The organism is Paenibacillus sp. V4I7 (assembly GCF_030817275.1).
GTDB lineage: Bacteria > Bacillota > Bacilli > Paenibacillales > NBRC-103111 > Paenibacillus_E.
Genome location: NZ_JAUSZD010000002.1, coordinates 5,853,603 through 5,880,203 on the forward strand (window position 1 = coordinate 5,853,603; position 26,601 = coordinate 5,880,203).

24 protein-coding genes and 9 tRNA genes are annotated in these 26,601 nt (G+C 43.5%); 3 read left to right on the top strand and 30 right to left on the bottom strand.

The features are described 5' to 3' along the window. Positions 1 to 51: 51 nt before the first annotated feature. From QFZ80_RS27405 to QFZ80_RS27415, 3 genes are all read right to left on the bottom strand, one after another. Entirely contained in the window at positions 52 to 222 is a 171-nt protein-coding gene (locus QFZ80_RS27405; protein ID WP_164826793.1) for a hypothetical protein, read from the bottom strand. 82 nt (positions 223 to 304) lie between these two features. Continuing rightward, positions 305 to 1,513 carry a DHH family phosphoesterase gene (locus tag QFZ80_RS27410; RefSeq protein ID WP_307552774.1) on the bottom strand — a complete coding sequence of 403 codons (1,209 nt, stop codon included), beginning with the start codon at positions 1,511 to 1,513 and terminating at the stop codon, positions 305 to 307. A gap of 147 nt (positions 1,514 to 1,660) precedes the next feature. Further along, complete coding sequence (locus QFZ80_RS27415) at positions 1,661 to 2,851, bottom strand: GNAT family N-acetyltransferase (RefSeq protein ID WP_307552773.1); 1,191 nt, start codon at positions 2,849 to 2,851, stop codon at positions 1,661 to 1,663. A gap of 404 nt (positions 2,852 to 3,255) precedes the next feature. Between QFZ80_RS27415 and QFZ80_RS27420 the strand changes: the two genes are divergently transcribed. Beyond that, positions 3,256 to 3,360, top strand: coding sequence for a YjcZ family sporulation protein (locus QFZ80_RS27420; protein WP_307552772.1), 105 nt, complete (start codon positions 3,256 to 3,258; stop codon positions 3,358 to 3,360). A 90-nt stretch (positions 3,361 to 3,450) separates the two neighbouring features. On the opposite strand, the gene QFZ80_RS27425 is transcribed toward QFZ80_RS27420, so the two are convergent. The 11 genes from QFZ80_RS27425 to QFZ80_RS27475 all read right to left on the bottom strand — a co-directional run bounded on the left by QFZ80_RS27425 (position 3,451) and on the right by QFZ80_RS27475 (position 15,440). Continuing rightward, positions 3,451 to 4,713 carry a molybdopterin molybdotransferase MoeA gene (locus QFZ80_RS27425; protein ID WP_307552771.1) on the bottom strand — a complete coding sequence of 421 codons (1,263 nt, stop codon included), beginning with the start codon at positions 4,711 to 4,713 and terminating at the stop codon, positions 3,451 to 3,453. A gap of 21 nt (positions 4,714 to 4,734) precedes the next feature. Then, positions 4,735 to 5,739 (bottom strand): GTP 3',8-cyclase MoaA, encoded by a 1,005-nt coding sequence (moaA, locus tag QFZ80_RS27430; protein ID WP_307552770.1) that lies wholly within the window; start codon positions 5,737 to 5,739, stop codon positions 4,735 to 4,737. Positions 5,740 to 5,828: 89 nt separating this feature from the next. Next, positions 5,829 to 6,440 (bottom strand): molybdenum cofactor guanylyltransferase, encoded by a 612-nt coding sequence (gene mobA / locus QFZ80_RS27435; protein ID WP_307552769.1) that lies wholly within the window; start codon positions 6,438 to 6,440, stop codon positions 5,829 to 5,831. Next, a complete protein-coding gene (locus tag QFZ80_RS27440; protein ID WP_307562008.1) occupies positions 6,437 to 7,081 on the bottom strand; it encodes an MOSC domain-containing protein in 645 nt (214 codons plus the stop codon). The genes mobA and QFZ80_RS27440 overlap by 4 nt, the downstream gene beginning before the upstream one ends. Before the next feature lie 95 nt (positions 7,082 to 7,176). Continuing rightward, entirely contained in the window at positions 7,177 to 8,532 is a 1,356-nt protein-coding gene (locus QFZ80_RS27445) for a molybdopterin-dependent oxidoreductase (protein ID WP_307562011.1), read from the bottom strand. A 212-nt stretch (positions 8,533 to 8,744) separates the two neighbouring features. Then, a complete protein-coding gene (locus tag QFZ80_RS27450) occupies positions 8,745 to 9,206 on the bottom strand; it encodes a DUF2269 family protein (RefSeq protein ID WP_307564252.1) in 462 nt (153 codons plus the stop codon). A 723-nt stretch (positions 9,207 to 9,929) separates the two neighbouring features. Beyond that, positions 9,930 to 11,327: an IS1182 family transposase gene (locus tag QFZ80_RS27455; RefSeq protein ID WP_307564255.1), complete on the bottom strand. Its 1,398-nt coding sequence runs from the start codon at positions 11,325 to 11,327 to the stop codon at positions 9,930 to 9,932. Between the two features lie 506 nt (positions 11,328 to 11,833). After that, positions 11,834 to 12,877 carry a sensor histidine kinase gene (locus QFZ80_RS27460; protein ID WP_307562013.1) on the bottom strand — a complete coding sequence of 348 codons (1,044 nt, stop codon included), beginning with the start codon at positions 12,875 to 12,877 and terminating at the stop codon, positions 11,834 to 11,836. Next, complete coding sequence (locus QFZ80_RS27465; RefSeq protein WP_307562015.1) at positions 12,874 to 13,596, bottom strand: response regulator transcription factor; 723 nt, start codon at positions 13,594 to 13,596, stop codon at positions 12,874 to 12,876. The genes QFZ80_RS27460 and QFZ80_RS27465 overlap by 4 nt, the downstream gene beginning before the upstream one ends. A gap of 113 nt (positions 13,597 to 13,709) precedes the next feature. Next, entirely contained in the window at positions 13,710 to 14,945 is a 1,236-nt protein-coding gene (locus tag QFZ80_RS27470) for an MDR family MFS transporter (RefSeq protein ID WP_307552762.1), read from the bottom strand. A 111-nt stretch (positions 14,946 to 15,056) separates the two neighbouring features. After that, the gene (locus QFZ80_RS27475; RefSeq protein ID WP_307552760.1) at positions 15,057 to 15,440 is read right to left on the bottom strand and encodes a hypothetical protein; all 384 of its coding nucleotides are present in this window, start codon (positions 15,438 to 15,440) and stop codon (positions 15,057 to 15,059) included. A 236-nt stretch (positions 15,441 to 15,676) separates the two neighbouring features. Between QFZ80_RS27475 and QFZ80_RS27480 the strand changes: the two genes are divergently transcribed. Beyond that, positions 15,677 to 16,471 carry an alpha/beta fold hydrolase gene (locus tag QFZ80_RS27480; RefSeq protein ID WP_307552759.1) on the top strand — a complete coding sequence of 265 codons (795 nt, stop codon included), beginning with the start codon at positions 15,677 to 15,679 and terminating at the stop codon, positions 16,469 to 16,471. Here the strand turns inward: QFZ80_RS27480 and QFZ80_RS27485 are convergent. Both QFZ80_RS27485 and QFZ80_RS27490 read right to left on the bottom strand, forming a co-directional pair. Beyond that, positions 16,461 to 17,675 carry an ROK family protein gene (locus tag QFZ80_RS27485; RefSeq protein WP_307552758.1) on the bottom strand — a complete coding sequence of 405 codons (1,215 nt, stop codon included), beginning with the start codon at positions 17,673 to 17,675 and terminating at the stop codon, positions 16,461 to 16,463. The genes QFZ80_RS27480 and QFZ80_RS27485 overlap by 11 nt on opposite strands. 74 nt (positions 17,676 to 17,749) lie before the next feature. Then, positions 17,750 to 18,520 carry a class I SAM-dependent methyltransferase gene (locus QFZ80_RS27490; protein WP_307552757.1) on the bottom strand — a complete coding sequence of 257 codons (771 nt, stop codon included), beginning with the start codon at positions 18,518 to 18,520 and terminating at the stop codon, positions 17,750 to 17,752. A 182-nt stretch (positions 18,521 to 18,702) separates the two neighbouring features. On the opposite strand from QFZ80_RS27490, the gene QFZ80_RS27495 reads away from it, so the two are divergent. Continuing rightward, positions 18,703 to 18,816 carry a YjcZ family sporulation protein gene (locus QFZ80_RS27495; protein WP_307552756.1) on the top strand — a complete coding sequence of 38 codons (114 nt, stop codon included), beginning with the start codon at positions 18,703 to 18,705 and terminating at the stop codon, positions 18,814 to 18,816. A gap of 117 nt (positions 18,817 to 18,933) precedes the next feature. Here the strand turns inward: QFZ80_RS27495 and QFZ80_RS27500 are convergent, their stop codons facing one another. The 14 genes from QFZ80_RS27500 to QFZ80_RS27565 all read right to left on the bottom strand — a co-directional run bounded on the left by QFZ80_RS27500 (position 18,934) and on the right by QFZ80_RS27565 (position 26,595). Further along, the gene (locus QFZ80_RS27500) at positions 18,934 to 20,463 is read right to left on the bottom strand and encodes an ABC transporter substrate-binding protein (RefSeq protein WP_307562017.1); all 1,530 of its coding nucleotides are present in this window, start codon (positions 20,461 to 20,463) and stop codon (positions 18,934 to 18,936) included. Positions 20,464 to 20,513: 50 nt separating this feature from the next. Next, on the bottom strand, positions 20,514 to 21,404 hold the full coding sequence (locus tag QFZ80_RS27505; protein WP_307552752.1) for a carbohydrate ABC transporter permease: 891 nt from the start codon (positions 21,402 to 21,404) through the stop codon (positions 20,514 to 20,516). Between the two features lie 33 nt (positions 21,405 to 21,437). Then, entirely contained in the window at positions 21,438 to 22,415 is a 978-nt protein-coding gene (locus tag QFZ80_RS27510; RefSeq protein ID WP_307552751.1) for an ABC transporter permease, read from the bottom strand. A 177-nt stretch (positions 22,416 to 22,592) separates the two neighbouring features. After that, positions 22,593 to 23,888: a response regulator transcription factor gene (locus QFZ80_RS27515; RefSeq protein ID WP_307552748.1), complete on the bottom strand. Its 1,296-nt coding sequence runs from the start codon at positions 23,886 to 23,888 to the stop codon at positions 22,593 to 22,595. After that, complete coding sequence (locus tag QFZ80_RS27520; protein ID WP_307562019.1) at positions 23,881 to 25,635, bottom strand: sensor histidine kinase; 1,755 nt, start codon at positions 25,633 to 25,635, stop codon at positions 23,881 to 23,883. The genes QFZ80_RS27515 and QFZ80_RS27520 overlap by 8 nt, the downstream gene beginning before the upstream one ends. Before the next feature lie 151 nt (positions 25,636 to 25,786). Further along, positions 25,787 to 25,865 (bottom strand) — tRNA-Leu (locus QFZ80_RS27525). A gap of 20 nt (positions 25,866 to 25,885) precedes the next feature. Then, positions 25,886 to 25,974 (bottom strand) — tRNA-Leu (locus QFZ80_RS27530). Positions 25,975 to 25,983: 9 nt separating this feature from the next. Further along, a tRNA-Cys gene (locus QFZ80_RS27535) sits at positions 25,984 to 26,057 on the bottom strand. Positions 26,058 to 26,067: 10 nt separating this feature from the next. Next, a tRNA-Gly gene (locus QFZ80_RS27540) sits at positions 26,068 to 26,142 on the bottom strand. 8 nt (positions 26,143 to 26,150) lie between these two features. After that, positions 26,151 to 26,222: transfer RNA gene (locus QFZ80_RS27545), tRNA-Gln, on the bottom strand. Positions 26,223 to 26,244: 22 nt separating this feature from the next. Then, a tRNA-His gene (locus QFZ80_RS27550) sits at positions 26,245 to 26,317 on the bottom strand. A 25-nt stretch (positions 26,318 to 26,342) separates the two neighbouring features. Next, positions 26,343 to 26,416, bottom strand: a tRNA-Trp gene (locus QFZ80_RS27555). A gap of 12 nt (positions 26,417 to 26,428) precedes the next feature. Further along, positions 26,429 to 26,510 (bottom strand) — tRNA-Tyr (locus QFZ80_RS27560). A 9-nt stretch (positions 26,511 to 26,519) separates the two neighbouring features. Next, positions 26,520 to 26,595, bottom strand: a tRNA-Thr gene (locus QFZ80_RS27565). Positions 26,596 to 26,601 lie beyond the last annotated feature (6 nt).

Consider the following 26,601-nt stretch of genomic DNA (forward strand, 5'->3'; position numbering starts at 1 on the left):
GAAAAGCTGCTCTCCCATCATATAGTGACGAGAAGAGCAGCCTGCAGTTACTTAAACTTGATTTTTAGGGATACCATTTAAACTTGGGACGTAATCAGGTGCCTCGTTGCTCGATAGCGTTTGAGCTTCTTCCATAAAATTAGCGTTATTCTGCTGATTATTTTTCTTATCTGCTTTGTTATCTTCGCGGTCATGCTTGGGATCGGCGTCATTTTTGGGCATAGCGTTCACCTCCATTGTCTCATAGTTAGTATGAGAAGGTGACTTGCATTTTATCCCAGTTATCTGAAACTAGCGTTGCTCTTTATATGACTGAACTACCTTCGAGGTTTTTTGTTTTTCTTGCCGCCATATGCTCCATTAGGAATGCAACATACGTTTCGTCCCGAACTAACCAAGCGGCATAATCCCTTTTGACATAACGCTCTGCCTCTTCGAAAGTAGAAAAATGTTGGTTGGATTCGACCCCATCCACATCGACTTCCCATCTGTCTCCCGAAGGAAAAATAAACACTTGTTGTTCATTTCTATTCTCATAAAGTGATCCATAAACAGAATTTTTCATGTTAAATGTATTTTTATTCGCATCCGCGCGAATGGGTTCCATCGGGAATGGCTTCGCTACGTACCACTGATAGGCTTCTTCTGTCATAGAGCAACCGGAAGCTTTAGCATGGCCTCCTCCTCCATAAAGACCCGCAATTTCCGAGACATCGATGTGATCGTGAATCGTTCGAAAGCTTATCTTTTTACCGCCCATATTCATGATTGCGATGTAATCCAGATGAGGATTTTCTTTGCCTAGAGCGTTTCCAAGTTCAGAATGATAGGATTCCGCATGAACGATGCCTACATGATGATCATCGATTCGGGAGTGGATGATTTCCCTCTTTTTTCTGCGCACATAGCGTTCAATTTTTTCTTCTTCCATATCCAAAATTTTTTCTTCAAAGGGATCGAATGCAAAGTTCTCGCTTTGCTGAATGCGAGCCACCATTTTTTCCTCAAATTCTTCAATGGAAATTAAATAAAAGAGATCGTTTAATCGCTTAGCCTTGATATAGTCATTCTGTTCCCATTCCCAGGTATCATACTGACGGACCAATTCGACGAATTCATCTAATCCCTTCATTGGCTTCAACAATCCGTTCTGGATCAGATACTCATAAAATAGAGAAGTTGCAGAAGCAAGTTTTCCATTTTCATACGCAATCTGAACCATTCCCCACGAATATTTGTTTAAATGAAGCGAGGTTTTATGATGATCAATAAGTTTTACTTTTCCACCCGATTTCGCAAACTCGTTTAGTCCTAGTTCATTCGTTTCATCCACGGATAAGTCGGTGATAAACAAATAGTTCTTTTTTCTTGATTTTTCTAAAAAGCGTTTTACTTGTAAATTTAACCCTCCGACAGAGTTATATCGAATTTCTACCTTTTCACCAAATGTTAATCGAGCTATTATACCGCAACCTACTCCATCCAGATCATTATGAGTATACAAATGATACAAGGGCACACCCTCCTGTTAATGATTTCCATTAAGGTACCCTTGATCAAGTCACTTTATTCGGTGTTAATGGACAGAGAAATACTCGAAATGGTCCCATAACTGAAAACGGCCCTATGGTTTTACCAAAGGTACCGTCTGTTTTTATCTTTAAAAGAAATCCGCTAAATAAGTAGTCCGTCGCGGAATGGCATCTTCCAACCGGCTAATAAGTTCATCAGTCCCTTGAAGACGCTCGATTCGGGCCATGAATCCGGCTTTCTGATAACCCATGAACAAAGCCGTCAACGTCTGTATGTTACAGCTAAGTAGTTGGTCCCCTGAAGGTATTTCATCTTCAGATAACTTCGCTACGGTGGCCGCTTTCCCATTGTCTGTGAACTGTAACCGATAAATGCCTTGGTTCCAATCCGCATGCTTGTCTGTAATGTGTAGATATATGGATTCCGCCCCATCGCGAGCTTCATACACATACTGCGTCAGAAAAGCTTCTACATCTACAATTCTTGCCGAGAAATAAGTAATCTTTTCTTGTTTGAACTTTGGATCATGCACTAGAAACGGAAGTTGGTCATCTACTGGTGCATTCACTTCCACCTTGGTTATCATCGAATCATGATCAGCAATGAACTTCCATATGCCACGTCTTGCTTCCTCGTCAAGGAAAACCAACTCATGGATGGTCGCTACCGTGTCCTTTACCTGGTAAAATACATAACCCCGCTGTTCCCCTTGAGCGTTCTTGTAGACGGCAGCTGTGCCCTTTTTAAATTTCAAATAGCGATTATTCCACCAGTCCTCATCTCGCTCCATCATGCCGTTGTATGCTTTTGCAAACTTAGCGTAGATTGGATTCAGGATTTCTCCGCTTTTGGCTACACGTAAGATCGAACTGCCCTCAGCGGCTTGGAACTTGGGAAGCTTATCTACAGGGATTTCATATTTCAAATAATCCACGTATGTTTCCCAGCCATATTTACGATAAAATTCAAACTTAAACGGCGCGAGAAAGGAAATGGTCTGCCCCTGCTCTCTCATCGCTTTAAGCGCTTGAACCAGAAGCTGTCCAACCATTCCATTACGACGGTACTCAGGCCATGTTGCTACGCCCGCTATACCGCCCATCGCAAAGCTCTTCCCATTTAACCAAGTCCGGAAGTTAAGTACCGTGAGCTTTGCAGCCATAGCGCCGTCAACGAAATAGCCCCACACTTGATTAGGATCTGTAGAGGCTATCCGCTCTGCCTTTTCCTCTGCGGTAAGCTCATATTGAAAAGCAAATTCAGATAGAGAAAAGCTCTCCAGAAGCTCCTCTTGTCGTAAAGTACGAATTTCATTCATCTCAAATCACCTCATTTAGAATAGATGAGCTTTTAACAAAGTTGCTGTTAGAACTGGCTTTCCTCGGGGCGTAACACCATGAGCATCGGGCTCTAACGTAATGGCAATCGTATCATAATTATTCGGATTAAATGTGTAATATAACCCGCCTGTACCGTTATCGGTGCTCTTGCCTGTATCTGGAATGCGGTTTAACTATTCAGTCTCAGCTGTTTGACCCGAGGTACGATTTTGCTTTTTGCGCAGCAAGTCGATGACGATATTTCGTGTTAATGATGCTGACTGGTATATCACTTTAACCAAAGTAGTGGCGTGTAGGGCAAATGTCCAATCAACGAATGCCCCCCGGTCATATGCTGTTGTATAGGGATACATCCTACAAAATATACACCGGAGGGGATACTATGTCATATGCAGCTGATTGTGGAACTCCAGGATACGGAAGTTCAGTAGGAGTCGTTCTTGTCCTGTATGTTTTACTTGTCATCATCCTTGCCACGTTCTACTAATGGAGTGAATTGCCTCACACATTGATCTAGTATAAAATGGCCTACCATCAATGACTTCTTACCGGAAGTTCAGCGATAGGTAGGCCATCTTTATTGTATAGGATAAATAATTACGCGTTCGTCTTTTAAGAACCCCTTACCTCCGGCAGGTAAGTAAATCAAACAATCCGCATCTTTGATAGAAACCATAATACTGGACTTATCAATACCTGATGGCTTAACCTTCAAACAACCGTTGTCCACATGAGTCGTTCCTCTGACATAACGCGGATAAGCAGAGCCTTTATTATAATCAACATCCAACTGAGCCGTGATCGCTTCCGGATAAGGTGAGTGACACCCTGCCATCGCTTTAATCAGCGGTTTGGCAAACAGCTCAAACCCGACGAATGAGGCGCCCGGATTACCGGACAAAGCTAACAGCAATTTATTGTTCCATAGAGCCGCACTCGTTGGAGTGCCCGGCCGCATGGCTACTTTGTTGAACAACAGCTTGCCCTCAAATCGTTCAAAGACATCAACAAGAACGTCGTAATCACCAACGGAAACACCGCCGGATGTGAGGACTAAGTCGACTTTTGGGAAAGTTTCCTGCAGCGCCGCTTCCACCTCTGTCACATCATCCGAAAGCGCCTGCATGATAACCGCAGATCCACCAGCAGCTTCCACCTGCGCCGCCAGCATGTAGCTGTTACTGTTGCGAATTCGTCCCGGCTTTAGCGCTTCTGCCACATTCAGCAACTCAGAACCTGTTGAGAAAATGGCGACCTTCGGCTGTCGATATACGGATACATCCGAGTAGCCGAAAGTGGCCAAAATCGCCGCTTCGCCAGGCCCAATCCGTGTACCTTGCTGAAGTAATATATCCCCTAAACCGATTTCACCGGCTATTGGGGTTATATTGCTTGCAGCGGTTATGTTTTTTTTGATACTCACATGATAGGAGCTTGTTCCCGCATCTTCAAGGGAATCCGTCATCTCCAGCATAACGACAGCATCCGCACCACCAGGTACAGGGGCTCCCGTCATAATACGAGCAGCCATACCAGATTGGATGGTTAGCTGAGGAACCGTTCCGCTAGGAATTCGCTCTATCACCCGCAAAACAACAGGAGCATCTGGTGTGGCCTGTTCAATATCTTTTGAACATACGGCATACCCATCAACACCTGATCTGCGAAAATGGGGCACCGGATGATCGGCAACTATGTCCACGGCCAGCCTTCTACCGAAAGCGGAAGATAGCGGAACGGATTCTATTGGTGTGTGTTTAACATATTCGAAAAGTAGGCTTCGGGCTTCCTCAACCGAAATCACTTTGCGCCCAAACTTAAGCTTACTATCACTGCTCACTAGCGTCTGTTCCTCCTAAGCTTAACCGCCAATTTGCGACATCCGGCGAAGTGTTGGTGTATGGGACTGCTCTTCATTCATTAGTGCCTGGGCCATCTCATGATTTTGTGGTTTGATATCCAAAGCGCGGAAGAACAAATCTTCCATCGCAGAGTCATCTCCGATATATTTTCGCACATTAAATTCATCCGACCAGTATAGACATGGCTTCACATTGCCATCCGCTGTTAGTCGCAGACGATTGCAGGTCTCACAGAAGTGATCGCTAATCGGATGTATGAGGCCAAATGAGCCTAACGCTCCATCAATTCGAAAGTTCTGAGAGGGACCATTTCCATAAACCGCGTCCGAGGCAGACGCATTCCACCCCTTCGATTTACAGCGATCTAAAACCGTGGTCAGGGATAAATAGCGGCTTTTCCAATCTTCGTCTTGATGACCAATTGGCATATATTCGATGAACCTAACCTGAATAGGACGGTCAATCGTCATTTGCAAAAAGTCTTCAATTTCGTCATCATTAATGCCTTTCATCAAGACCACATTGAGCTTAATCGGGGTGATGCCCACGCGGTAAGCTTCTTCAATGCTAGCCAGTACACGATGAATATCCCCGCCTCTAGTTATCAAAGAGAACCGATCCGCTTTCAAAGAATCCAAGCTAATATTAACACGGGTTAACCCTGCTGCACGAAGCTTTTCAGCCCTCGAGGCAAAGTAAATCCCATTCGTAGTCAGGGCAATATCTTCAATGCCAGGAATTTGAGAAAGCATACCGATCAATTGCTCCAAGTTTTTGCGCACAAGGGGCTCACCACCGGTTAATCTCAGCTTACGAACACCAAGTCCTGCCAGCACACGGACAACTTCCGTAATTTCCTCGAAAGTTAACAGCTTTTCATCCGGTTCAAATTCCATTCCTTCTTCAGGCATGCAGTATACACATCGCAGATTACAACGATCTGTAACAGAAATTCGCAAGTAATCGTGCATCCGTCCGAATCGATCCATAAGCAGCTTCGGCATAGGAGTTCACCTTCTCTCTATGTACATTATGGCATAAATTATAACAAAATCCTAGATTACTTATCGAGAACTATCTGGAAAAACAACTTCTATGGTAGATTAGCTAACATTTGCTCGTATTCTTCCGGAGTATTCACATTAGTTACGAAATGGGTAGGGATATTTTGCTGTTCAAAGAAATCATTCTCTACAGGCTTCCAATTCATATCATCGAGCAGCGCCATTAAACGATACTGCTTTTGTTCCAATAACACCTCGGCTTCGGAACCAACCAATCTTGAATATATGCCATGGAGTGGATGAACGCGACCGTCCAACACAGGGATAACAGCATCCAAATTAGCTTCTTGGCATAAAATCACCATTGCCTTTGCCGCTTCGGCAGAAATAAAAGGCATATCACAGCCCACAATCCACAGATGCTGCTCTGATGCGATCAGAGAGGCGGCATGGATGCCGCTTAAGGGCCCTTTTTGTACATATTCGTCAGTGATACATTGTACGTCAATATCGGGAACCGAAGACAAGTGAGGCAGCAAAACCTCAGGTTCATTGGTTACGACAATGACTTGCTTGCAGATGCTCGACATTTCCTTCAACTGCTTATGAAGCAAGGGCTGTCCTTGCACGGGGAGAAGCGCCTTTAACCTTCCTCCCATACGGCGATTAAGCCCCCCGGCAAGAATAACGCCAGTGATCATACTGCAAGCTCCGCTAACCGTTTAAGGAAGGATTGTTTCCAACTTGCCGATAATGCTTGTAAGGCTGCAATATGCTGTGCAGCTTCTATATTCGTTTTTTCGTGATACTTGATTTGGTTGGCATAGGCGACAGTCACACCCGCTTCATCTTTGGAGATAAGTCTCACTCGAGAGTTCTTAGAAATCACGCCTTCTGTAAGTACCCTCAAATAATAACCAGTATAGCCGGTTTCCTGGACTTGGAGGACGGCGTCCACCCAATCCAAACGTTTCGCTAGTTTATGACAAGGTTGACGAGGCTGCGACACCTGAACGATTACGTCACCAATGGCGTAGGTGTCACCAATGCAGACCTGATCTTCGAGCAGACCGCGTACCGTTAGATTCTCACCGAACGCACCTGCTTCCATCTTCTGACCCAGCACTTGCTCCCAGTGTGCGTAATGCTCTTCCGGGTACACACATAGCGCTTTGTCAGCTCCGCCATGCACCGTTAAATCCGCTTGCCCATCTCCATCCAACTGTGTCTTCGATATATACAAAGATGAGCTGACCGGATATTTATAAATACCCGTGACCAGCTCTTTCCCTTGATAAACGATTGTTTGTGGTAAACCAATGTTAACCGATACGATTTCCATCGCAATCCTCCTCATTTCCGAGCAAGTTTCTTAGTATTCACTATACCAAAAACCTCCTGGAAAGTCAGTTGCCAGCTTACGTAGGTACAAGTAAATCACGCCTTTGATCTATCTACCCATGCATCGTTATCGTAGCCTCTTACTTCCCAGTAGCCCATGTGCTCCTTCTCGATGAGCTCGATCCCTTGAAGCCATTTGACGGATTTGTAGGCATACATTTGAGGAACGATTAGTCGTACTGGGCCTCCTAATTTTTGTGGAATGGGCTTACCGTCCATGAGCACAGCGACCATAATATCATCCCCGTTTGCCTGGCTTAGGGACAACGCATCTGTATATACCTTGTCGCCTGAATAAAACTTCACATATTTCCCTGTGGCTTGAACACCAGCAGCAGCTAATAACTGCTTAAGCGGGATGCCCTCCCATGTACATTTGTAAACGGACCAGCCGGTCACACAGTGGAAATCACTAACCTGCACAGTCCGCTTCAGCTTCAAGAACTCTTCCCAGCTCCATGCACTGGGGTTATCAACCAGACCGGATATCGCGAATTTCCACGTATCCGAGGAAAAAGCCGGAATTTCCGTCACCGTGTATATACGGAAATTCCCTTGTGCTCCTCCGCCTACAACAGCAGCGGAGTCCGGTAGTGGCGTCGGCGGCGGAAGCATCCGGTTGCCGTCGGTTGCGATATATTCGGCGGTCGTAGAGCCGCCGGTATCGAATGCGCCTTTCACCCAGCGGTAAAAGGCGGGACCGATCGCGATCACGAGCAGCAGTCCTGCGGCTATCCGCAGGAACGATGCGCGTGTGATCGGCGACTCCTTCAGCGCGGCGATGACCGCCTGCGCTGCTGTGCGCCTAGCCTTGGCGTCCTCTGCCGCCACGGGGGCTGGGTTCGGCGCCGCTGCGATAGCGCTGGCGGCGGCTGGGGTTTGGACCGCCTGCGCGGCGGGCGGTCTTGCCGTGGTAGCGGCTTGATCGAGCCGCTGCTGGCGCTTGAGCCATCTGCTGCGCGAGATGGCGTGATACAAGGCATACGGCACTCCGACCCAGGTGAGCAGGTCATGCACGAAGAGTGCCGAGTTGTTCAAAGCCGGTGGCAGATTGCGGAACTGCCACAAGATCACCCCTGATCCGGCCCAGCCGATCAGGAGCGCCAGGACGAACACCAGATTCGCGCGTTGATTGCGGCGCGCGCGAATCTGGTGCCAATGCTTTCGAATCATCGGCGCGTAAAGCGCGATGAGCAGAATCGATGCGACACCCAAGTAAATGTGAAGCTGCTTGATCGTCACACGGAAGCTCCCTAGATCTCCCCTAATCGCACCTATACTCAGCATGATGCCCGTCACAGTTAGCAGTAACAAAATCCACGCATTCCAGCTATGAATAGCATTCAATCGCTTCCCAAAAGATTGCTTCAGCCAACCTCTTTTTGAATCCATACCCTCACCACCTTCATTCATTTACGATCTTTACGTTATTCCTATCATAACGTATAAATATTAAAAAAAGCTTACAAATTCGCTAATATTCTCATTGTTATCAACCTAAAGAAATCCACAAACTCCACTTACATCGTGGCGATGGGGGCTAATTATACATAATAGACTACCTAATTAAATACTTATAGACTAACAAAAAAAGCCCTGCACCATTACATGCCAGGCTTCCAAATCATTAAAATTAGCGAAATCAGAGGCAAAATTGTACCTATTGTCCCGTAGATATCCCATTTCCTCGATACCTGCCGATACGCTGCCGTTTGCTCCCCTAACCGCAGTGATTCTTCACTATAACGGATCATTCTTCTTTGCAGAGGCAGTAAAATAGCCAACCACAATACCCCTGACAGCGAGAATAAAACTAATGATGCCGTCACCCAATTCCATTCTCCAAGAGAATAACCTAATTGAAAGGCCATCATATGCCCCGGAATCAGAAGCAGCAGAATTCCTGGCACAGTGAACACATAGTCTGCTAACATAATATTTTTAACCGTCAAATGAATGGTCATTAGATCTTGCTTCCCATAATGAGCACGAACCTTCCAAAAAGCAGCGGTGACAATATTACCCAGAAACAATACAGCCCCTAAAACTTGTAAGAACAACAACATTCCCACCCACATCTTCATCTCCCATTTAACATAATACTAACCTCTCGTTCGTTCCTCACTATTTAATACTCTTTTTTTTTCTTTCTTTCTTTCTTTCTTCTCTTTACTCTTACTTTCTTCTACTTGCTCTTACTTTCTTCTACTTACTCTTCCTTACTCATCCTTACTCTTCCTTACTCTTATTTTCTTCTACTTACTTTTACTTCTTCTTAGCTCTTGTCTTCATTCCAGCCTATCGTACCCTTGTTCTTCCGTTTCGCCTAATTCTAGGTCACCTCTCACTTCCTCCATCCTCCTTGACTCATGCTAGCCCTTCATTACCTTAATCTTCCTTCAACATCCCAGCCTCCTACCTCCGCCTTCCTTCTCGCTTAATTCTACCCTCTCGCTTTCTTCATCCTCCTTGCCTCATTCTAGCCCCTCAGTTCCCTCATCTTCCTTGCCTCCAGCTCTGCCATCCTTCTTCTTCCTTCTTACCTTCATTCTAGCCTGTCGCAAAAGGATTGTAAGGTGAGCAAGGTCATGACCCATTGGTGACCTAAGTCACGATGATAAATCCCCTCTCTTACAAACGGTACCCAGGACTAACAAGCAAAGTTGTATTAAGTACCACAATAATCAATCAAATCAAGCGTTATCTCTGCGATTGTTGCATAAAATCAGACCGTCTAAAAAAGCGCTTTCATCAGATGTGAACTGGCTGCAAAAGGGAACGAAGGTGTTTCATCCAGAGCATCTTGTTCGAAAAGGGGCAGCACAAATACACCCTCCTAGCCTAGCCAGGTACCTGGCTATTCGTTTGAGGTTCTGCGCGACACTTGTCATCAAGGTCTGCTCTTGCACACCTTTTCGTCCCCGGAACCGGCAACGGCGAAGCCCGTAGAGTTCTTTGGACTCTGCGAAACTTCGCTCAATGGTTTCCTTGCGTTTAGCATAAAGTTGTCGGCCGACCTCGCTTTGTGTGTGTGCGGTCACATGTTCCTTGTACACTTCCCATACGTGTCGTCCCATTTCGCGACGTTCTTCTGAAGCTGTACATTGGCCAAAGAGTGGGCAGTTCTTGCATGTTTCCCCCTCTGTGTGATATATCTTCTCCCCTGTTCGCTTCGTCGTGTAATAGATCATCTCCTGGTTTGCAGGACAGCGATAGACATCTTTGTCAGCGTCATAGGTAAATTGTTCTTTAGAAAAAATTCCTTTACGAGCGGGTATTTTACGCGGCGCAATCACACCCATGATGCTCATCTCTTCTAATTTCTTGCACACGTACGCACCCTTGTATCCGGAATCTAGTATGACGGCTTCAATGTTTTCCTGCCAGCCAAACGTTTCTTGCTGGCGCTGTAATCGGTCAATGTAAACCGTAGAATCGTTCACATTTCCAGGGGTGACAAACGAATCCGTGATGATGTTGAATTTAGCATCAACCGTCCGATGCTCCAAATAAAAGAAACCTTCTGGTTTTCCTTTACGTTTCATATAACCACTGTCCGGATCCGTTTTGCTTACTATGTGACGTTCCTTTGGCCGTTCGGATGAGTCCGGTGCCAGTTCTTTTTGCCCATGTTTCTTGCGTTCTTCATTTACCGCCTGCTCCAGCTCTTCTAGATAAGCAGAGGGCGCTTTGGCGAGTTCTTGCATCGTGTACTTGTTTATATTCGCACTCGCCTGCATGTGAGTGGAGTCTGTTACAAGCAGTCTTCCTGCAACCATACGATGGGAAATTGCCAGTCGAACAACTTCATCGAACACATCTTGAAACACACTGCCCGGAAAGCGGTGGTGCCGGTTCCAACTAATGGTGCTGTGATGCGGAACAGGATCTCTTAGTGAAAGACCGAGGAACCAGCGATAGGCGTTGTTGACTATGATATCCTGCTCTAGCTGCCGCTCCGAGCGAACACCAAATAGATAGCCGATCAGCATCATTTTAAACAATCGAATTGGGTCAATGGATGGTCGCCCGTGAGTCGGATGATAGTAATCCTTTACTTTATCCGTGATAAAAGAGAAGTCAATATGTCGCTGAAGCAAGCGAACGAGATGGTTATCTGGTACCAGTTCATCCAGATAAACCATTTCGTAACTCATCTGAGGATTTTCCTTATCGCTATGCAACAATACGACCACCGCTTTCTCTTTTTATTCCTTATATTATACTACATTACCGCGTTAATTTGATGATGATACTATAAGGTACTTTTTCGACAGGTTGATAAAATACAACAATTCTATAAAGCCAAAGTGGCCGGTTAGTATGAATTAAGCCAGAATTGTTGTACAACATACAACATCTCTGGCTAAGAAGTTAGTATCCAAGGAAATTGTTGTACGCCGTACAACTTAACGGCTTACAAGCAGAAAAAAGCAATCATACAGGCATCCTAATCTTCCCCGCCTCTCCCTCTCGCCTAGAACCAAAAGAATACCCCACCCGCGAAAAAAACCACAAGGAAGGAAAATCCCTCTTGCGGTCCATATGCGTTTCACTTGCATCTATATGCGGTTTATATGCGGTTTATATGCGGTTTTCCTGTTTTATAGACTACTTGAGGTCTAATAACGCTCTACTTGCGGTCCTTTTCAAAAATGCTCTATCTCTTGTATCCTCTTTCAACCATACCCCACTAATATATCGGCAGCGTAAACCAGAATCGGCTGCCATTCCCTTTATCACCTACATGGCTATCAACGCCAATCGTTCCTCCATGCAGATGAACAATCGATTTGGCAATCGCAAGTCCGAGGCCCGCTCCGCCGCTTGCTCGAGTTCTTGACGGATCGGCACGATAGAAGCGATCGAATACCTTACTTCTATCCTCTTCATCGATCCCTTGACCATGATCCTGAATATAAAGCTGCACATACTGCTCAGAGATCTGTTCAACTTTAATTTCAATTGTCCCACCAACAGGAGAATGCCGTATGGCATTATCCAAAATATTGGAAAGGACCCGCTTCATTTCCTGGGGCATGATAGCCACCTGAGGCAATCGATCAGGCAAGTCGACGTCGACTTGCAGCTGTTTATCCTCCAACTGAAAAGCCAAGCTTTGCAAGCCGTCTAGCAGCAAATGATCGACATGATACCGTTCAGGAACAAATTCTGTTCCTCCCGCATCCAGTTGTGATAACTTGAATAATTCTTGAATAAGTCCGTTTAATCGTCCTGTTTCAAGGCGGATGGTTTGTAGATACCGCGCAAACGTTTCTTTATCTTGAATGACATCATCCTGCAAAGCTTCAACGAATGCTTGAATAGATGCCATTGGGGTCCTCAAATCGTGTGAAACATTCGCTACGAGTTCTTTACGGGATGCCTCAGCTGTTCGCAATTTCTGAAAGCTTTCATTCAGCTTGCCCGTCATTCGATTGAACTGGTCTGCCAGTCTTTGGAACTCAGCAGGTCCAATCTGAGGCACTTGTCCCTCAAATTGCCCTTCCGAAATGCGAGTCGTTTCCTCTGTAATCGCATGGATGGCTTTCTCCAGGGGTCGCGTCATGAAGTAATGTATGAGCATCGACACACCCGCTGCGCCAAGAGTTACCGTCGTCAACAGGATGACGTCTTTCCATCTCAATAACATATATTGATAGCATATAAACAAGGATAGCAAAATAATACTCGTGCTCACCCCACTCGCAATGAGCAAATAAACACGAAGCTTCATGATGGCTCCCTACCCTCAAATTTATAGCCAATACCCCATACGGTCTTAATGTATCGCGGCTGAGAAGGATTTGGCTCAATCTTCTCTCGCAGTCGGCGAATGTGGACAGTAACTGTTGTTGTATCGCCGTAATAATCGATATCCCACACTTTACTCAGCAGCTGATTGCGTGAAAATACTTGCTCCGGGTGTCCCGCAAACAGGTGCAGCAGCTCAAATTCCTTCACGGTAAGCTCGATTTCCTTCCCGTTCACCCTAACACTCCGGTGCAGCACATTAACCTCGAGCCCCGGAAACTTCATGATATGCGCAGGTGGCACAGTGCCTGCCCCGTTAAGCGCTTCCGCTTGGCCGCGCTGCTGTCTACGCAAAATCGCTTTCGCTCGCAGCACCAGCTCGCGCGGCGAAAATGGCTTCGTCAAGTAGTCGTCTGCCCCCATTGTTAACCCCATAAGGCGATCCATTTCATCGCCTCGAGCCGTCAACATGATGATGGGCACATCCTGCTCGTTGCGAATTTCTTCGCACACTTGCCAGCCGTTCTTACCCGGCATCATGAGGTCAAGAACAATCAGCTGCGGGCTGTGGAGCCGCCATAAGCGGATGGCTTCGTCGCCACTCACCGCCGAAACAACCTGGTACCCCTCTCTTTGCAAATAGACGGTGCACACATCAATAATATTCGTTTCATCATCCACCACGAGAACGAGTGAACCCATACGGCATACCTCCTCAAGCATTCATTCTATTATACCGCAGAGCATTGAAATGAAGCTTACGTATGTATTACAAAAGTATTAAAGCTCCCCAAATTGCGGGGAGCTTCATTCCTTTACGTTTGCAAAGCAGCCTCTATAATAGGCTCCTCTTTTTTGTGATTAAGCCTTCGAATATATCGCGTCTGAGCAATACCGGCTATGAGAATGATGGCAGCTAAAACAGCGAACATCATCTTCCCGCCATAGTGACTGAATAACAAGCCACCCAGAATAGGCCCAATGGCGCGCGATAGCTGCCAATTCATACCGAACACGGAGAAATACCAACCTCTATGCTCCTCTGGCGCTATAACGGAGATCACCTTCTGAATGTGGGGACCATTCAACATTTCACCAATGGTAAATAAAAATTCAACAACAAGTAGTATAGCGAAGAAAGGAACAAATCCATAACCTAGTGACACAATGGCAAACAACAGATAGGATGCAGCGACTACCAAATAGGCCGAAACGTGCTCTGTACGCTTTGCGATCCATATTTGCAGTGCAATAACAATACAGCCATTGAAGGTAATAATCGCAGCAAAAACAGTCTTATAATTCTCAAAATTCTGCTGCAAATGCAGTGGGAACGTTGACTCCACCTGTGCATATAACAACGATACCGGCATCGCTAGAAGTGTTATCCAAAGGAGCGGCTTATGATCCCGCCATCTGATTTTTGGCTTTGTCTTAGACAATTCCTGCTCCGCGGCGCTCTTCATAGGCAATGTCTCTGGAACCTTCAAGACGACCAACCCTGCGTAAGCAAAGAGAGCTATCGCGCAAGTCAAGAATATAATTGTTGGATTCCAGGTGAATAAAAGCAGTCCAAGCAGCGGTCCAAATGCTGAACCCATATTTAATGCTGTGTGGAGCAGAGCAAATACTTCGGCTCGTTTCTCCTGTGGGACAACATCCGCAATCTGTGCATTGGCAGCTGGTCCAAACATAGCATGGCCAATGCCGTTAATGATCGAAATGACAGCGAATTCCCAAACGTGACTGGCAAACATATAACCGCCAATGGCAAAGGCTTGAATAATGAGAGCAGCCAGCATCATCGGCTTCCGTCCATAACGATCGCTCAAGCTGCCTGCATACAGATTCACGAAAATTCCGCATAACGGCTGCAATCCGATAATCAACATGGATAAGAAAATAGAACCATCAAGCTTGTCATACAAATAATAAACCAAATAGGGTCTCATCATAAATCCAGCTAATGAAGTTAGAATCGTCCCAACGACTCGAACCCATATCGCTGTATCATACTTGCTAATCAATGAAAACAAAGGGATCCTGTGCATATAACCTCCTAGATGTTATTGGTCTTCTCAGTTTAGGGGTATTTGGACAAAAGAAAAAGGTAAAATCTCGTTATATCGGATTTCACCTTTTATGAATAATTACCTATATAGTTATCCGCCAATACGAATTTTGCGGTATGTATCGATAAACGAGAGGACATCAACTCTTTTCCCCCTCTTTTTCGCGACTCTGGCCATTTTCACGAGTGTTGTCCAGAATTCATCTAGAACAGGAGATTCGAATTCATTTTCTTTAGTCGCTTGTGTAAGGTTATGTTTATTTTTATACGTCGTGCCCTCATCCGAAATGAGGTACTGAATTTGACTTTTTTTCCATTGCTCCCCGGTTACATAACTTACTCCAATTTCGCGCATTTTTTTGCGTACAGAAGTTACAGGACGAGATAGTTCTCTGGCAATTACAACTGGAGGACACTCAGAGGAAAGGCGAATCAACTTGTCCAATTCCTGTGTGGACCAAGGTTTTTTAGTCATTAGAATAACCCCACTTCGTAAAATGAATGTTTCGTTTTGCCTATTAATGGTTACTAACAAAAGGTATAATAAGAGAATACCAACGAAATGTTAAAGAAGTATGAGTTAACCATAATGAAAGTATGAAGACATAACTTTTTCGATAATTTTCCCTATTTTATGCCCTTTGAACTACGATTGGGTGACAAATTAGGACTTTATGCATGGTAAACTTATCTAATGGAGAGTGAAGGACTATGAAACATCATATTAACGGAGCCGAACAGTTCGTCGAAGAAAAAGGGCATGGAGCACCGGTTATTTTATTGCACGGCTTTCCATTGGATCATCGCATGTGGCAATCGCAGATAGATGCTTTGTCAGGGAACTATCGCGTCATTACACCAGATTTACGTGGCATGGGCAAGTCTGATGTACCCGTATCGAATATATCGATAAACCAATATGCCAATGACATTTTAACTTTAATGGATAAAATGGGCATAGAAAAAGCCGCACTTGGCGGCTTCTCCATGGGAGGTTATGTGGCGTTTGCACTTCTACGCAAAGCTCCAAAACGTTTCACAGGTCTTATATTGGCTAATACTCGTCCTGAAGCAGATGGACAAGAGGCTCGTAAGAATCGTTTAAACATGGCCGTCTCGCTATATGAAAAAGGGTCCGTGGTGGCAAGAGATGCTATGCTGCCTAAACTTATTACCGAACCATCAAAGCAAGAACATCCTAAGCTCGTCGATACCTTGAGTATGGTGATGGAATCGATGCCAGCAGAGGGACTTGTCCATGCTTGTCTTGCCATGGCATTCCGCGAGGACTCCGTCGACCTGCTTAGGTCTATCTCGGTACCAACTCTAGTTATCGCCGGTGAACAAGACCCGATCGCACCTCCGGATGTCATGAAGAAAATGGCCGACCAGATTACAGGCGCCAGCTATCATGTCATACCAGCTGCCTCACATTTGACGCCAATGGAAAAACCGGAAGCATTTAATGCGCTGCTGATTGATTTTCTGAAGGGCATTAAAGCCTAACCAGCTGGTCCATGACCATCACGGCTGCACCAATCGCTAAAGCTTCCTCACCAAGCTGCCCTTTGCTGAAGACAACTTGATAAGCGGGGTAGTAGTAGGTCTTCCGAATCGCTACCTGCGTAGCGGTTTGGAAAAATAACTCCCCTCCCGCAATTAACGGCCCCCCTAAGATTACCTTTTCGGGGTGTAATATATTTAGCAAGTTAGCTAGTCCAATGCCAAAATAGGTGGCAGCCTCCGTGATGATCTCCACAACAAGGGGATCATTTTTTTTGAGCGCCTCCAATACATGCAGGTATGTGACCTGCTCGGGGTCATCAACCAAATGGGACAACACCGTGGATCGCCCCTGCTTTAATGCAGATCGAGCCGCCTTCTCGATGGCATACAAAGAAGCATACGACTCCAATGCTCCATAATTGCCTGACGTATTCCGATGGGGAACACCATCCGTTTGAATAATCATTTGACCTACAGAGCCTTCCATATCGACGGCACCATAAATAACCTTTCCTTCCGAAACCATGGAGGAGCGCAAACCAATTCCAGCATGAATATAGAGCAGATGCCTAAAGCTCTGCGTACGTTGATGCCATGATTCCGCTAGGATGGCCGTGTTAGCTCCATTATCCAGCAGTGCAGGAATACCTAGCTCCCCTGTTAGCTGCCTGCAGATCTCAACATTTCTCCATCCTTTTGCTGGAAAATAAGACGGCTCTAAGATGGTACCTGACAAGCGATCTACAGGACCAACGGCACCAATCCCTATTCCCAGCACTGATGAAGAATTTATGTGGTGTGCGGCTATTATCCTTTTTACTTCTTCCACGATAAGACGAATCAGCACATCCGGCGTCATCTCAGCCGTCATCGTCCAGCTCTTAGCGTCCAATTTCTTCATTCCCAGATCAACAAGAACGAGCTTGGACAATGTTCTGGATATTTCCAAACCAAATACATAAGCATAGGCCGGATTCTTTTCATACAGAATCGGCCTACGCCCACCTGTTGAAGCACCGAAACCAGATTCAAGGATAAGTCCTTGAACCGTCAGTTCCTCCAAAAGCCGCGTCAACGTAGATACTGTCATCCCACTTTGCTCTAACAACTCCGTTTTGGAAACTGTTGTTTGACGACAAATTCGCTCATAGATTTCTTTGGCCTTACGATTCGGAATTCGTTCCGTTATAACATCTACGTTCAAAGAAGCAGCCCCCAATGATAATCTTTCTCATATATTTCGCCATTGGGAAGCCAAAATCCTTCCTTGTCTTCCCCTTATTCCTTCGATCCAATCATGAGGGTATAGCCCATATATGGATGATATTTATTGACGAGCTCATCGTATTTTGCAGTGATTTGCCAAATGCGTGGATCCATAAACGATTGCTTATCAGACAAGTGAACAGGATCTGGATGTTGAACTTGATCTTCGAACATCGTTAGCGGAAAAGGATGTACCCCTGAGAAGTCCACGGGGTCAAACCTGCTCTTTTCTAACAGCTGCCGCCATTCATCCATACTATATATTTTATTTACCCCATAGAAGCTGCACAAGGCCCTATGAACTCCTGGTGACATCTCTTTGATTCGGATGACTTCTCGATCATAAAGCTTACCTTCAGATTTAAGCACCCTATAATACTCAGATACTGCTTTCTGAGCATCTGCAAAATTCGTCACTGACTCCACTAACACAACATCAAAAGTATGATCTTCAAAGGGTAATTGGCATACATCCCCAACCATGAATTCCACCTGTACCCCCTGCTTCTCAGCTCTTATGTTCGCTTTCGCAATCATTTCCGGACGAATATCGATCGCTGTTACTTCGCATCCTTGCTCGGCCAGGAAACATGCCGTTCTTCCAGTCCCGCATCCGACCTCAAGCACACGCTTCCCTTTCTCAATGGGATACTTCTTCAATTGCTCAATCGTTTCTCCGAAACCCCCGGGATGCGCATTGCCCACTCCTAATTTGGCTAACATATCTAAGTACTCGATAGCACTTACACCTCCACAATGGCAAATCATTCTCTTTTCTACCATATGGAGGGCTGCCACCTCATGTTCAGATTCTTGAAGTATTTTTGGAAAAAAAGGCGCTCGCCTAAAAGCGCTTGTTTCAATTTCTTTTAGGCTAAAAACCCAATCAATTTATAAGCTCTCCCCATACGATAATATTGTCTCTCCTTCACAGAGAGCATTCCTTGAGATGGGGGGTGACATAAATGGGTGTTGCTGCTGGTGCTGGTGCTGGATATGGCGGTGGATATACTTCCGCTGCTGCTGTTCTCGTATTGTTCATTTTGCTTGTAATCGTAACTATGACTTACGCTTGGTAATCATGAAACATGTGGCATAATACCAAAAAATAAGGAGCTTAGGTTCATTTAAACCTAGCTCCTTCTACATAGAAAAAGAACGGCCGCTAAATCCAGCCGTCTTTACATTTTATCAAATTATTTTTTGTTTGTTGCCAAGAAAGCATCGAATTGTTTTTGTTTTTCTGCAATAATCTTATCGACGCCGGCTGCTTTTTGTTTCGCCAAATACTCGGCAATTTTTTCATCTGGATCGACTGAACCTGTTCTTATTGCTGCTTCGTATTGCTTGCTTACGTTAGTTACAGCAGCGATTTCGGTTTTTACCGGTTCCGCATCAAATGAGAATCCTAGACCAGGAGATTTAACGCCTTTGGCATTAAACTCTTTAAATAAATCCCATTTCTTCGGATTTTCATTAGACATTAGGTAGTTCAAGAATTGGTTACCAAGTTCCCATTGCGCACCTGGGTTATAAGGATGATTTTTAGGATCTATTCCAGGCGCTGCATCAATGATATTGTCTGATTTTTTGACATAATGTTTACCTTCGATACCAAAGTTGATTAAGTTGTTCAAGTATTTATCGCTGTGTAAAAGTCCAATTACTTTCATTGCTTTATCAGGATTTTTAGATGATTTTGAAATGGCCAACATCGCGCCGGAAGCATCGCCTGTCGTAATCGTAGGTACTGTCAAATCGATTTGTCCAAGCTTAAAGCCGACATAACCTTCCATTTCGGCAGCTTTACCTGGCTTCAGACCTTCAGCCCACATAAATACTTTTCCTGCTTTTGCTTGATCGGCAACGGTTACCGTACTTGTAGCCGCATCTTTATTCACATAACCCGCCTTAAACCACGAACGAGTAAGCTTCATAATGTCTACATATTGAGGAGTCTCCAATTGATTCAGAACTTTCGTGGACTTATCCGTTTTACTAATCACGCCCGGAATAGCTCCATCGCCCAAAGCATCCCAATCCAAGCCGTCAAAAACACCATTACTTGTAGCCGTCATAAAGAAAGGAGTAATCGCAGGCTCTTTTTCTTTAATCACTTTTAACAACGGTTCTAAATCAGCCCATGTTTTTACTTTAGAAACATCTAATTGATATTTATCGACCAAATCTTGACGGTAGACAACGCCGCGTGTTGCAGCCAGTTCCTTGTTTGTTGGAATTCCGTAGTTTTTACCATTAATTTTGGAACCATCAAAGAAAGCAGGATCAAGCTCTTTCTTAAGTTCAGGAGCATTTTTATCAACTAGCGGTCCAAGATCTAGGAAAGCGCCCTTTGCTACATTGATTGCATATCTTTGCCATGCAGCTGTGAAAACAATATCGGACGGTTCACCTGAGGCGATCATCAAGTTTAATTTATTATCCCATTGTCCCCAATCAACTGCGTTAATTTTGAGGGTAACGTTCAGTTTATCTTTTAAGTATTTGTTAGCCTCGGCTTCAACCAATGCAACATCTTTCTGTGGGGTTCCAGGAAACATAAGCTGTATTTCAGCCGTTGGTTCATTTGCTTTTGCTGTTGCTGTTGCAGCGGCAGATGCTGCCGGCGCTGGCGTAGAAGTCGTGCTTTCCTTCCCACAACCCGCGGCTACCATACTAAGTGCTAACAAAGAAACCAAACTTATAGAACCTAAATTCTTTTTCACTAGTAAACCCTCCCAATTTTTTTATATATACTAACCGGAGTTATCCGGAATTAGCCTTTCACAGCACCGATGGTCAATCCTTTAACAAAATATTTTTGGAAGAAAGGATAAGCGAATATGATAGGTCCAATACCCACTACTGCCATTGCCATCCGCAGTGTTTGCGAAGGGAGATTAACTACAGCACCCATTTTCGATAATTGGTTGGCAGCATTCTCATTCGTAGTTAAATATTGAATATTAAGCAGCGTTTTATACATTAAATATTGCAAACTTATTCCGTTGCCTTTCGTGATAAAGATCAAGCTGAGAAACCAGTCATTCCAGTAGTTCAAAGTATTAAATAATCCGATTGTTGCGAGCACCGGTAGTGATAAGGGAAGGATAATTTTATAAAATATCTTCACTTCACTCGCACCGTCAATGGTTGCGGATTCAATGATAGATTCAGGAATGGTCGTTTGAAAAAATGTCCGCATGATAATCACAAAAAATGGCTGAAGAAACAAAGGGATAATAAGTGACCAAACCGAATCCTTAAGATGCAATAAATTCACATATACCAGATACCAAGGAACCAAACCGCCGTTAAAGATCATTGTTAAAAATATGAAAAGTGCAAATTTATTCCGATGTCGGAGTTCCCTTCTAGATAAGGGATACGCATAAAGTGCAATTAACAGCAGGCTAAGCAAAGTTCCTACAACGGTTACAAATATCGTCACCCCATAAGCCGTAATAATTTGAGATAATTGATTATAAAGAAAACTGTAGGCATCCAGACTGAACTTCTCCGGGTAGAATTTAAAACCGTTCGCAATCACCGTATTCTCATCCGAGAAAGAAATGCTAATGACCAGAAGTACCGGAAGTAGACAAGCTAAGGATAAACAGATAAAAAACAGATGCAGCAATAACTGCGATATTTTGTATTTCGCCATTTTGATCCCCCTAAAAGTTACCGATTTCTTATTCTAAAAGAGTGCGTTCTCTCGGCTAAATTTTCTCACGAGAACGTTAGTCGTTAATACTAAAATCATCCCGACAACAGCTTGATAAAGCCCTGCAGCAGAAGACATTCCGATATCACCATTCGTTTGGAACGTTCTATACACATAGGTGTCAATCACGTTAGTCGTTGGGAAAATCGATCCTGAATTTAATGGAACTTGGAAGAACAGCCCGAAATCCGAATAGAAAATTCTACCGATAGCAAGCAAAGTCGTAATGATAATTATTGGATATAATAACGGAATCGTTATATAGCGTACTTGATGCCACCTGGATGCCCCGTCAATCGTTGCAGCTTCATAGTAATCACTGTCAAAACCGATAATCGCAGCAAGATAAATGAGTGAGAAATAACCTATGCTTTTCCATGTATTCACAAGAGGAAGTATATACGGCCAGTATTTGTTTTCCGAGTACCAATCGATGGCTTCAAATCCTAGTGGAGTCAAGATCGATTTATTGATAAATCCATTTTCCACCCCTAAGAAAGCAAGAACGATATAACTAACAATGACCATTGATAAGAAATAAGGTAAGAAAATAATCGACTGATACATTTTTCCTGCAATTCGACTTTTAACTTCATTAAACAAAATAGCAAGACCGACACCGAACACAAGATTCAACAAAATAAACAATGCGTTATAGAGCAGTGTATTGCGGGTAATAACCCAAGCATCTGAGGTGCTGAATAAAAATTTGAAATTTGTCCATCCCACCCATGGACTATGCAAAATTCCATCGGTATAGTTCACGTTTTTAAAAGCAATAATTACACCAAACATCGGAAAGTAATTGTTAATGAGAAGAAATATAACACCTGGCATAAACATAAGATAAAGCGCTTTATATTGCAAAATATGACGAAGGCCATCGTTCTTTTTACGAATACTTCGTTTTACAGGTTTTGCAGGTACTGTTATACTAGCCTCCTGGTTCATTTGAAAACCCTCCTATTATCCGGCAAGCTTTACATCTTGCATCTTCTATTGCTTATTATAAGGTGCAGAATCTATCTACTCTACTGGTAACAGTGACTTATCAACTTGTGTTATTGTGACATAAATAAAAAACTCTTTGGCTATAAAACCAAGAGTCTTCCTTTTTATTAATTATACTTAAGATTTACTCTTTCGAAATTCCTGTGGAGTTAATCCGACATATCTTTTAAACATTTTAGTAAAATGAGGGATATCACCATAGCCAACCAAAGAGGAAACGTCACTTATTTTAATATTTGTGGAGATCAAAAGTAACTTTGCTTTGTTCATTCTTTTCTCCAGAATGTAGTCCGTTAACGAAGTGTTTGTTTCTTTTCGAAACAACCGAGATAAATACGCTGAATTAAAGTGTACATATTCTGCAATTTGCTCTCTACTAAGTTCATCCTGCAAATGCTCATCTATATAATCGTATATTTTTTGGATGACGGAAGCTTGTTCTCTATCCTCTACTTGTAGGATGTCTTTTCCTAGTGTGACAATGCGTTGAGACCACTGATTAAATTGCGCTAACACTTTGTTGGATTGGGTAACATTGCTGCGTTCCATTTCCAAAAGTGATACATACGTTTTGTGCAGATTAGGGAACTTTGAGACTGTGCCGACATAGCAGGACAAATGACAATAAAAGTATTGATTGCAAGCCGATAAGTAGCTTTCACACCGACGTGTAAGTTCCTCCATATCCATACTCTCGCCATGTTTTTCATAAAGTATAACGATATTATGTCCTCTTCGATCTTGAATGACGCAGCCCTGATCTCCTTTTACAATTAATTCCGAAGCTGCATTTCGCAGCGCATATTCCAGTATTTCTTCTTCACGAACTGTCAACTCCTTTTGCCACAATTCTACACTTATTAAAATAGGCAGTATTGAACATTGGGATGAAATATTCAATTGATATTTTGTAATAAGCTGTTCTAATTGCGTTTCCGAAGGGGATATTCGATTCGCAAAAAATTCCTGCCAAAATCTTTCCTCCATAAGAGGTTTATGGGATTCAAACAATGAAGAGTATTTTTTGTAAGTTCGATCTATCATAAGTTTTTGTATGACACGGCTAACAACAGCCTTTAATTCTTCATAATTAACAGGCTTCAACAAATAATCAAAACTGCCTAGGTGAATCGCTCTGCGTGCATAACTAAAGTCAGCATGACCTGTGACAAAAATCGTTTCTGTTTGGGGATAATTTTCTTTTATCCATTCTAATAGTTCTAAGCCATTACATGAAGGCATTTCTATGTCACAAATTACGATATCTACTGCGGATAAAGCAAACCGCTCTTTGGCCTCCTCCGCATTGAATGCCTCAAATACTTCTGATATGTCCATCTGCGACCAATCAATGCCTTGAGTGATACCTTTGACGGCATATAACTCATCATCCACAACCAACAAGTTATACATCTTCATCCTCCTCGCTTACAGAATAACTCATCGGAATACCTAATTTAACTTCAGCGCCTCTAACTTTACCATTGTTAAACAACAATTTTGCTTTTCCTTTATATCTGATACGCTGCCTTTTTATTACATTTTGAATACCTAGATGGCCTTCTGCAAATAACTCATCTTCGTAACTGACTTCTTTCAAATTTTTCAATAAAGTCTCAGAAAATCCCACTCCGCTATCACTGACTTCTATCCATAAGAAATCATCCGGCATTTGTTCATCTGCTGTCACGATGATTTGAACCGTAAAGAGTTCTCTTCGATCCGCAAATCCATGGATGATGCTATTTTCAACAAATGTTTGAATCGTTAAAGGTAGGATATCACATTTCCGATATTGATCCGGCAGTTCAATCTCATAAACGAGTTGGTTAGGAAACCGCAGCTTTTGGATCTCCAAATAATTTTGAGTGTGTCTGATTTCAGCTTCTAGTGTCACGGTCCCTTGTTTAGTCTGCGTAATAAAACGAAAGTATTCTGCCAAATGCTGTGTCATTTTTTGGATCAAAGCATATTCCTTAATAGCTGCTAAACTATAAATAATATTCAATGAATTTAAATAAAAATGCGGTCGGATTTGCACTTGCAGAAGTCCAAATTCAGCCTCCTGCGTACGAATTTTCTCCTCATAAACATTTATTTTCAACTTTGAAATCTCTGTAACCATATTGTTAAACGTGCCTATCAAAAAAGAAAATTCACTCGAGTGATCTTCATTCAATCGAATGTTTAAATCACCTCGCATAATACGTTTCATCCCAAGCATCAATGTATTCATTGGCTTCAATAAGACACTTCGCAGAAAGTATAAGTAAAAAAGCAGAATCAATATCCCACACAAAGGGATAAAATATACCGCTATCTGAAAGAATGGAAGATGTTTCAGCATAGTCCCTTCGGGAATCATTACGGTGTAATTAATGTTTGCAATTTCAGAAAAAACACTAATCAACAAATATTTATTATTATCCTTCGGATCAGTTACAATTTGGTACGTATTATTAAGACGAGGTACTGCTTCAACGGCTTCCTTTAGTTCCGAAGCTCCAAGCGTCGTATGTGATGCGACATCCCCATTTTTGGAAAGTATGACTGCACCGCCGGTTGTCCCCATATCCAAAAACTGTAACGAAGCGACCAAGCTGTCTGTATTTACGATTGCCCCCGCAATGAGATTGTTCGTCAGGCGCGTAGTTTTCATCAAGACTGTTCGATTTTCAAATTGAATTAACTGCCATACCGGCGAGTCCATGTTTTTCTGATCAGTTATTTCTATTGGAACTGATTCCGTAATTAGCCGCTGCTGAAAATAATAATCCTTTTTAGTTACAAAGGTCACATCCTGTGTCCGGTCATTAAAAAGAAATATGGTATCCAGCAGAAAAAAATAATTGAGGTTCGTTTGAAAGCGATTGACTATTCTTTTTTTAGTTAGCAAATACTCGTCCGTACCAAATGTGAGATCATTTAGCTGATTAATGTCAATTTCGTTATCCCATAAATCATACAGATAGGTGTTAGTTTCAGCAAATATCTGATTGATTTGCTTTACATGCTGCGCAAGTAAGTTGCTATTTGTTGTGGAGACTTGCTCTCGTACGACATTTATTGCATACAAATTATTAAATAATAGAAAAAAAACAAGCGGAATAATAATGATTAGAAAGCCAGTAATGAATTTGAAACGCAAGGAATTTCTCATATCCATCCTCCTTTCAGTCAGAAAAATAAATGAAGTATTTTCTCGATTTCACAGCCATTTGTATATGATTCAAACGCATTAAATTTTATATCCATACAATATAAAAAATAGGACATGAAATCAAATGATTTCATGTCCTATTTTTGCTTCATACCGGCAAGAGGACTCGAACCTCCACCCTTTCGGACTCGATTTTGAGTCGAGCGCGTCTGCCATTCCGCCATGCCGGCATATGAAGTTGTAAAGATAATGGTGCCGAAGACCAGACTTGAACTGGTACGGTAGTCACCTACCGCAGGATTTTAAGTCCTGTGCGTCTGCCGATTCCGCCACTCCGGCTAATAAATGTGGAGGCGCCACCCAGATTCGAACTGGGGGTAAAGCTTTTGCAGAGCTCTGCCTTACCACTTGGCTATGGCGCCTTAGTAATAATGGAGCGGAAGACGGGGATCGAACCCGCGACCCTCGCCTTGGCAAGGCGATGCTCTACCGCTGAGCCACTTCCGCATATAAAACTGGGGATCAAGGATTTGAACCTTGGCATGACGGAGTCAAAGTCCGTTGCCTTACCGCTTGGCTAATCCCCATTATGTTACTTGGGTAATAATGGGCGGACGACGGGACTTGAACCCGCGAATGCTGGATCCACAAACCAGTGCGTTAACCCCTTCGCCACGACCGCCACAATATTAAGTTTCTTACTTTTTTGGCAGGGGCAGCAGGAATTGAACCCACACCAAAGGTTTTGGAGACCTTTGTTCTACCCTTAAACTATGCCCCTAGAAAAAGTAAATGGAGGCTGATGGATTCGAACCACCGAACTCGAAGAGAGCAGATTTACAGTCTGCCGTGTTTAGCCACTTCACTAAGCCTCCACAAAGCAATGGTGCCGTCGAGAGGACTTGAACCCCCAACCTACTGATTACAAGTCAGTTGCTCTACCAGTTGAGCTACAACGGCATATTA